Source organism: Calditrichota bacterium (assembly GCA_013152715.1).
Classification (GTDB): Bacteria; Zhuqueibacterota; Zhuqueibacteria; order Thermofontimicrobiales; family Thermofontimicrobiaceae; genus 4484-87.
Genome location: JAADFU010000072.1, coordinates 1 through 6,048, shown reverse-complemented (window position 1 = coordinate 6,048; position 6,048 = coordinate 1). Strand labels below are relative to the sequence as shown.

At 44.9% G+C, this 6,048-nt stretch carries 8 protein-coding genes; 6 read left to right on the top strand and 2 right to left on the bottom strand.

Going from position 1 to position 6,048, the window contains the following annotated elements; all coding sequences use genetic code 11:
* The first annotated feature begins 104 nt into the window (after positions 1-104).
* The 3 genes from GXO74_05620 to GXO74_05610 all read left to right on the top strand — a co-directional run bounded on the left by GXO74_05620 (position 105) and on the right by GXO74_05610 (position 2,174).
* Positions 105-788, top strand: a complete 684-nt coding sequence (locus tag GXO74_05620) for a hypothetical protein (protein ID NOZ61140.1) — start codon at positions 105-107, stop codon at positions 786-788.
* Between the two features lie 330 nt (positions 789-1,118).
* A complete protein-coding gene (locus GXO74_05615) occupies positions 1,119-1,391 on the top strand; it encodes a hypothetical protein (protein NOZ61139.1) in 273 nt (90 codons plus the stop codon).
* Positions 1,392-1,649: 258 nt separating this feature from the next.
* Positions 1,650-2,174, top strand: a complete 525-nt coding sequence (locus GXO74_05610) for a T9SS type A sorting domain-containing protein (protein ID NOZ61138.1) — start codon at positions 1,650-1,652, stop codon at positions 2,172-2,174.
* Between the two features lie 221 nt (positions 2,175-2,395).
* Here GXO74_05610 and GXO74_05605 read toward each other — a convergent pair whose 3' ends face one another.
* Together GXO74_05605 and GXO74_05600 are read right to left on the bottom strand one after the other, a co-directional pair.
* The gene (locus tag GXO74_05605; protein NOZ61137.1) at positions 2,396-2,962 is read right to left on the bottom strand and encodes a DUF4252 domain-containing protein; all 567 of its coding nucleotides are present in this window, start codon (positions 2,960-2,962) and stop codon (positions 2,396-2,398) included.
* Positions 2,963-2,975: 13 nt separating this feature from the next.
* Entirely contained in the window at positions 2,976-3,536 is a 561-nt protein-coding gene (locus GXO74_05600; GenBank protein ID NOZ61136.1) for a DUF4252 domain-containing protein, read from the bottom strand.
* 190 nt (positions 3,537-3,726) lie between these two features.
* Here GXO74_05600 and GXO74_05595 point away from each other — a divergent pair, with 190 nt between their 5' ends.
* The 3 genes from GXO74_05595 to pgsW all read left to right on the top strand — a co-directional run.
* Positions 3,727-4,872 carry a hypothetical protein gene (locus tag GXO74_05595; protein NOZ61135.1) on the top strand — a complete coding sequence of 382 codons (1,146 nt, stop codon included), beginning with the start codon at positions 3,727-3,729 and terminating at the stop codon, positions 4,870-4,872.
* The gene (gene pgsC / locus GXO74_05590; GenBank protein ID NOZ61134.1) at positions 4,862-5,302 is read left to right on the top strand and encodes a poly-gamma-glutamate biosynthesis protein PgsC; all 441 of its coding nucleotides are present in this window, start codon (positions 4,862-4,864) and stop codon (positions 5,300-5,302) included. Before GXO74_05595 ends, pgsC begins: the two co-directional genes overlap by 11 nt.
* A partial coding sequence (gene pgsW, locus GXO74_05585) for a poly-gamma-glutamate system protein (GenBank protein NOZ61133.1) occupies positions 5,299-6,048 on the top strand: 750 nt, incomplete at its 3' end. The genes pgsC and pgsW, both read left to right, overlap by 4 nt.

Here is a 6,048-nt window from a genome sequence, read left to right as displayed (position 1 = left end):
TAGATCAAAAACCTGGTTTTTTAAAATTAAATTTTTTGATAAAAACTTCGTGAACTTCGCGTCCTTCGTGGTAAATAAAAATCCAAAAAACGAGGTTTGCGAAAATGAAAAAATCCGAACTGCTATTTGAAAAATTGAAGAAAAATCGTTTGATTGGCTTGTTGTCTCCGAAAACTGTTGAGCAATGCATTGTCGCTTACGAAAATTTAAATCCGCTGGGCGTGGTGTTGGAAATTGCTTTTCGCACCGAAGCTGCTGCCGAAGGCATCCGGGCGTTGTTGGAGAAATATCCCGATGCGCTAATTTTAGCGGGCACAGTGATGATGAAAAAGCAGGCGGAAATGGCAATTGAAACCGGCGTCGCTGGGATTGTTTCTGCGGATTACATGCCGGAAGTTGTGGAAATTGCAGTAAAAAAGGATGTGATGTGCATCCCCGGCGGAATCAACGATTGCGGCAAGCAGTTGGTGCAAAAGGCGCAAATTTCAGGATGTGATTTGAATGAATTGAAAGAGAAATATCCTTATCAGTGGACATACAAGCTTTTTCCGGCAGCGACAGTCACGGGTTCAAATATGGGATTAGCAAAAGCGTGGAAGGGGCCTTTCAAAGATTTAACGGTTGTTTACACCGGCGGTGTTTCGTTGAAAAATTTACCAGAAGCAGTGGCGCTCGATCCCGACGGAATTTTTTGCGGCTCCGCAGTGACGAAAGCCATCGACGAACCGGAAAAAATGGTCGAAGAAGCGGAAAAGTGGCTGGAGATCATTCGGGCAAAGAAGAACTAACCGGAACTGATGCGTGAAAATATTTTGAAGAATTGTTTTTTTCATCGGCGGCGTTCCGGAAAACTATGAGGAAAGAGTTCACGCGTTCGACTACCTGATGGGTCTGACAGACCTGCAACGCGAAATTGACCATGATCCGTCTCAATTTTTTGAACAAAATAAATTTTAGGACGTGAAATTTTATATTTTTGCCGTTGCCTTTTCAATGAATGCCAACTTTTGAAATGGTTCACTACGCCGTTTTTGCCAGGAACAAAAAGATTGATGGCTCAATTGCAAAATAGAACTCATTTTTTTGACTCATAAAACAATTTCAAATAAGGCGGAAAAATGAAAAAGAAACTGGTCATCCTCGCAGTGTGCTGGGCGCTTTTCGCTGTAAGTCCCTTGGCGCAGGCGCAAAAAATTCTTCTCTGGGAAAACTATGGACAGGCACTAATGATCTCGCCGGAAACAGGCATGCAGATTACGCCTGATTTTGATTTAAGATTAGCTCTGGCAGCTAACGCGCGGCAATTTGAACCACAAGATACTCTCCCGCAAGACCTTTCTTCTTACGATATCATTTTTATTACGCTGGGTTTTGCCATGGATTGTGGCTGAGCCGGGATCAAGCCGGCAGGCCAAATCAGTTCGGTCGAACTGGAACGTCTTTCTGATTTTCTCCTCTCGGGCAAATCCATTTACATTGAAGGAAATGACTTTGCTCAAGATCACCATGAAAGCAAGTTTTTTGAGTTAACCGGTTGCGGCTACAAAAGCGACGGCAACGACATTGGCAATGTCACCGAACTCTTTGGCGAAGATTCAAGTTTTTGTCAGGGAACCCATTTTATCTACGGTCATGAACCAGGTCCTCGCGTGAAATCCGATGTGCTCAGTAACAATGGAGCCAATGTCCTTTTTCGTTCCCAGGACAGTCTGATTTACGGCGCCTATCTGGATAATGGAAACTATCGCATCATTACAACCAGCATCGTCATGAGCGGGATTGTGGACGGCGACAGCCCAAATACAAAAATCGAACTCATGGGGGAGTATTTGAATTTTTTAGAGCGAGAAACGGACGCTATTGACATCTCTCGCCATAGATCGTCAGTAATCGATAACTTTCAAATTTACCCCAGCTATCCGAATCCGTTCTCCAATGCAACTCAAATTCATTTTCGGTTATTGCGACCTTTCTCACAGGTGACGCTTTCCATTTACAATGTGCTGGGTCAGCAGGTAAAAACAATTATGCAAACAGCAACGCGTCAGGGCGACAATTTCATTAACTGGGATGGCACGGATTCAAATCAATTGCCGGTTCCGCCGGGCACTTATTTCTTTCAGCTAAAAAATGAGGGGGAGGCAAAAATAGGGAAGCTGATTTTGGTCAGGTAATATTGCAAGTGTAGAATAAAAAACCGGGCATCGTTTTTTGCTCGGTTTTTTTAATGTTAAATTTATGTGTGTAATTCGATGGTTCTGATATTTAGCCTTTCAAAAAATGTCACAAGTAAGTCTGTTAAATGGCAAATGATTTTAGGCAAAATAATTATTTCAGCAATTTTGTGCTGCTCCGGAATTGGCCTTTTTATGCATTATTAGTTCATTCTGTAAGATCAATTTTTCAAATTGCTCGCAATCAGTTGTTTTCGTCCCTGTTTAAAACCACGATCTCGAACTGCTTTTTCTATCAATTTCCCGAGTCTGCCTTCCATTTCTATGAGCACTAATTCCTCTCTGTCAAGGGAAATCACGTACATCGCGCGCAAGCGATGGCGATGAATCCGGGTGAAAATCCAGACATTTTCATCTCTGTCTTTGACTTTGACGATGGCGGAATAGCCGCGTTGTTTGAGCCGCTGTTCGATGTTTGTCGGGATTCGCGGCAAGTTCGTTTTGCTGTTTTCAATCTGGTACACGCCAACCTGCAGGCTGTGGATTTCTTGAAGCATTTCGCGGACATCGGGCTCGATGTCCGTGAAAGCTATAGCGATCCTGCCAAGAGTGATTAATTCCGCGCCGATTTGAAACTGCACTTCGGTATTCAAATCCATGTCGCTGAACGAGCTAAAAATTTCATTTCTGGTCAGGCGAAAGTCGCGATCCACCATGACGCAGCCGGAAAAGAGAGAAGCTGCGGAAAATGCGAGTATGACAATTTTAAGTCGTAAATTACTTTTCATGGGAAGTCCCAATTTATTTTTCCGGTTCGATTTTTTGCAAATCATCAATTTTGAATTTTTTACCCAATTTTGAAACCTGATTCATGTCAATATTTCCGACGATATTCACGAACACGGCTTCGTTGCCATTGTCGATCGCCATTACAACCAGTCCCGCGATGCGATTTCTGCTGTCTGTTTTCAAGTAAATATTGGCGCGGTCGGTTTTGTCTTTGACGCGGACGATTTTTTCCCATTTTTGTTCGTGCAGCTTTTTCTCAATGCGATTGATCTGGGAGACAATTTTCGCGGCTTCTGTCGCCTGCAGTTTGAATGAATTTACCCGAATCAACAGCAAATTTTCCAGCATTGCAGACAATGCCGGGTCGTCGCCTTCTGTCACTGCGGCAACAATTTTCAACATCGGCGATTGCAGGAACACTTCCACGGACTCTTCAGCATCGCCGGGAATATCAATCTTACTGAAATCCACGTAGCCGGGGTGATCTTTGTACTGTTCATCGTCACCGGCGAAAACAGATATTTGCATCGAAATGAAAATGATCGCTAAAAAAATCGCACTTTTTTTGAACATGTCAACCTCCGAATTTTTGGTTTTGTTCATTCACTTGCCTTATAAACGGATCGGCCGCCTGATTTGTTACAAAAAAATGAGAAAAAATTTATTTATGTTGAAATATTGGGGGATATTTATTATCTTTTCCGTGTGAATTTGGCTGTCAAAAATTTGTACCCCAACAAGCGACAAAGGCACGAAGAAAAAAATGACACTTATCCTGATTCTCTCAATCACTTTAATTCTTCTCGGAATTTACGAAAAACAAAAATTAAATTGCGCTAAAAAAAATCAGACCTTGCGCATTCAGGTCAATGGCATTCGCGGGAAATCGACGCTGGTGCGGATGCTCACAGATTTGCTTACGGAGGCCGGAAAAAATGTAAGCGCCCGGGTCACCGGAGAAACGCCGCAAATTTTCGATTCAGAAAATGGCTGGCAAATTTTTCGCCGTCGCGGCAGCGCGCGCATCAAAGAAATCAGTCAATTTTTGCAGATTTCCGCCCGTCGCAAGCCAGATGTCATGATTTGCGAAAACATGGCGCTGCAGCCGGAGTATCAGCGGACTTTCGCGCAAATTTTTTCTCCGCAGATTTCAATTTACACAAATTTTCGCCTCGATCACCAGGAAATCATGGGCAGAACCAAAGCGCAAATTGCTGAAACATTGTCTTACTCATTGCCGGAGACAGGAACTGCAATGCTGCCGGAAGAGGAGAATTTGCGAGGTGAATTCAACCAACGCCATGCGGACAATTTAAAAATTTTAGCGAAAAAATCGGGTTCATCCAATGATACCGAAAACAATCCCTTCTACTTTCAATTTCAGGCGTTGGACGAAATCGGCAGGGAACTGGGAATTTTGCCGACGACAATTCAAAAGACAAAAGAGAAATGGGGGCGAAAATTAGCGGCGGAAAATTTTGTGCAGTCGATTTTCTTGAACGGCAGAAAAGTGAATTTCTTGAATCTGTTCACCTGCAACGATACGGAGTCAGCCTCGGAAATGGTGCGTTTTTTGCAAAAGAACAGAAATTTGAGCGGCAAAATAGCCGTCATTTTGGCGAGTCGGGAAGACAGACCTTTGCGCACGCTCGCTTTTGTCGATTGGCTGCAGAAAGAAAAATTCTGGGACAAATTGATCATTCAGGGAGGCACGCCATTTTTTGCTGTCAAAAAAAGGATCAAGGGAACCGTCTCGCCGCGATCGATCGTTTGCTTGCGGAATAAAAATGTCAGAGAAATTTTGACCGTAGCCGCAGCCGGAATGGACACCATCATCGGCATGGGCAATTTTGTCCACAGCGGAGAACTTTTCATGGGAGCCTTACAGGAATTCAAAGATGGAAACTGAAGCGATTTTTTTAGGAATTTTGTTGGGACTCATTTACTACGAATTTGTCGGACTCACGCCGGGCGGCATCATCGTTCCCGGCTATCTCGCCATCTACGTGCGGCAGCCGCTGGCGATTGTGGCGACATTTTTCGCGGCAATTGTTACTCTGTATTTAGTTCGCTTGTTGAGCAAAGCAGTCGTTCTTTACGGCAGACGCGCGTTTGTGTCCGCTGTGCTGATCGGATTTTTTCTGAAAATTGCTCTGGAAAAAATAATGTTTCTGACTGGAGATTTCAGTTCAGGTCTGGTAATCATCGGCTACATCGTCCCAGGCTTGCTGGCGCATGAAATGCGAAAACAGGGCGTCACAGCCACGATTCTCTCGGCGCTTTTTGTCAGCGTTACGGTGGCGGCGATTCTGGGACTCCAGCAATTGGTGAAATTGTGACATTCAGAAATCCGAAAATCAGCATCGTTCGGCTCTGGCTTGCGGTTGTGCTGGCTATTTCCGCAGTGGTTATTTTGTTTGTCCGCGAGAAAAAACAGCGAACTGCCTTCTACGACGAACAGGTCCAAGCCGCTAAAATGATGGCTGCCTGCATTGAAGGGCTGCGGCAGGCGCCGGTTGATTCCGCAGCGCTCACTTTTGATCCCAATCGGACAAATCTGATCGGCAGGGAATATTCTCCCATCACAACGACTCTCGGAGACCTGGCGGCGAAACGGACTGCCACAAATCCTGACTTTTCTGCGCTGCTGGTGAAGTGGTTCCACGAATTGAGAATTCCGCCAAACTCGCCAATCGCCGTCGGCAGCTCCGGTTCCTTTCCGTCACTGGCGCTGGCAACGCTGTGCGCTGCGAAAGCGATGAATTTACAGCCCTTGCTCATTGTCTCTCTCGGCGCATCCACCTTCGGCGCTAATCGACCGGATTTTACCTATCTTGACATGGAAAGTTTTTTGCGAACGAAAGGAATTTTGCATTACAAAACTGTTGCCGCGTCTTTCGGCGGCAGCGATGACAGAGGCGGCGGACTTTCCGAAGAAGGGATTTCTTCCTTGCGCCAGGCAGCAAATCGAAATCACGTTCCTGTGCTGAAGATCGAAAATTTTTCCAAAAATGTTCAATTACGTGCAAAGCTTTATTTCTCAAAGGGCAGCCCCGCTGCTTTTGTCAATATCGGCGGCGCGAGA